The sequence below is a fragment of the Acidimicrobiia bacterium genome, from assembly GCA_016650365.1.
GTDB lineage: Bacteria > Actinomycetota > Acidimicrobiia > Spongiisociales > JAENVV01 > JAENVV01.
In genome coordinates this window covers 1-1,837 of sequence record JAENVV010000179.1, presented here as the reverse complement: position 1 = coordinate 1,837, position 1,837 = coordinate 1, and the positions used below count along the sequence as shown (strand labels likewise).

Below are 1,837 nucleotides of genomic sequence, written 5' to 3'. Positions count from 1 at the left end.
GCACAACACATGTGATCCAGAACCGAGATGTGGTCTTTCCCGTCAATCACAAACGACGGTTCAAGCCGGTCAAGCAGCGCCACCCGCTCATTGGCCTGCACGTCGTTGTCGATGCTCGACAACGCGTCGGTCTCATTGTCAGTGACAACAACCAGATGGAGTTCGTCTAGCTCGAGCATAAGACCGTCCTGTCGGGCGAAAGCCCACAGCACCCGAAGAGTCGAATTGCGAGGCTCAAGTACACAATCTCGCCACCACGGCTCGCCTTGTCAAACGGCGTCAAAACGTTTTCGAGTTCTATACGGGCCAAGCGTACAAACGATTCAGCCGCCGTCACCGTCAAACTCGGGAAGGTTCAACCCTGCCTCACAGCGATCGACGGTTCTGACAGCTGAAGCGCCATGTTCCATCGGAACTTCCGCGAATGACACACCAGAACCTTCGAACCGTACGCTGACGGGGAGACCCTGATCGTAAGCACATTCGACGACCAGAACGGCAACCCGATCCCAATCAACGTCTCCGTAGGCCGTATCGGAAAAGTCTCCGTAGCCACCGATCGGGGCGTTGCCAACCACGGCCGAGAAGACTCGCCAGGCCACGACCAAACCAAGCACAGCCACGGATGCGACCGTCCACCCGTAGTGTCTGGGCACCGTGGCCATCGTGTCGATCGACCCGCCGATATAGGTGGAGACCCCCGCGGGTTTCACCCGGATCCACATGATGGCCAGGGCGATGCCGACTAACGAAACCAGCATGGCAAGCGGAATCCCCGGCCCAATGTCATCCAGCCCCAGACCGTCGACCGACCACGTTATAAAGAAAGCAAACGATACGTAGGTGGCGATCGAAAAGGCGACCAACACCACCCACTGCAGGATCCTCGTCGGGTCCCGAAAAGCAGCTATCGCAATGAGCACGACGAGGATGCCCATGACCGCGGTAATCGAACCGTCCGCCTGAACGCCACGCATTCGAACCACCGGTACCTGCACCCACACCATGAAGCTCGCCAGTATCAGCAACGAACCGGTGATTCCGATCGCCACCGCATCGCCACGCTGTGAACCCGATACGAATCTCACGCTCTGCCCCCTCCACTTCGATCAGCCAAGCATACGCAGCCAGCAAACGACGCGGAGGAAAACGACGAGTCGCTAGGTGCCTAGCCTACGGCCAAGGGCCACGTACCAGCTCCCCTGCCCGAAGGGGCACAGCGTGGGCCCGGCAGGACTCGAACCTGCGACCAAGGGATTATGAGTCCCCTGCTCTAACCAACTGAGCTACGGGCCCGGAAAACAACACTCACCGAGCAACGAGATGATAGGCGATCGACCACCCGGGTAGGAGCGGGGACCCGGCAGTGCGGCATCTCGTCGAGACATCGCTCCACCAGAACAGCCACCGGGACTTCCGCTCGCTCAACGAGACGCCGTCGAACCTGCGACCAAGGGATTACGAGTCCCGTGCTCTAACCAACCGAACACGGTTCGCAGCTACGGGCCCGTGAAACAACACTCACCGAGTAACGAAATGATAGGCGATCGGCCACCCAGGGCAGAACGGGGGCCCGGCAGTGCGGCATCTCGGTGGACGACCGTTCGTTGTCGGTCCCCCAGTGAGCGCAGCGAACGACCGGGGGGAAGGGACCCATCGCCAAACGGCGATGGGTAGGGGGGATCGCTCCCCATACCTGCACCGGCGAACCCATTGCCGAGCGGGTCCCGGCTTATGTCCTGACCATCGAAATCGCCTGAAGATTCCGGTCGGACCCGTTCATTTTTTGTCACACCCGGATCGTATTGTTCAGGAATGGAGACATACATTGCTGGTG

2 protein-coding genes and 1 tRNA gene are annotated in these 1,837 nt (G+C 59.8%); all 3 read right to left on the bottom strand.

All coding sequences use genetic code 11. From position 1 onward, the window contains the following. Positions 1-179 (bottom strand): MBL fold metallo-hydrolase (locus tag JJE47_10905; GenBank protein ID MBK5267929.1); only part of this gene is annotated, 179 nt, incomplete at its 3' end. Positions 180-323: 144 nt separating this feature from the next. Further along, positions 324-1,088 (bottom strand): hypothetical protein, encoded by a 765-nt coding sequence (locus JJE47_10900; protein ID MBK5267928.1) that lies wholly within the window; start codon positions 1,086-1,088, stop codon positions 324-326. A gap of 134 nt (positions 1,089-1,222) precedes the next feature. Further along, positions 1,223-1,296: transfer RNA gene (locus JJE47_10895), tRNA-Ile, on the bottom strand. Positions 1,297-1,837: the final 541 nt, after the last annotated feature.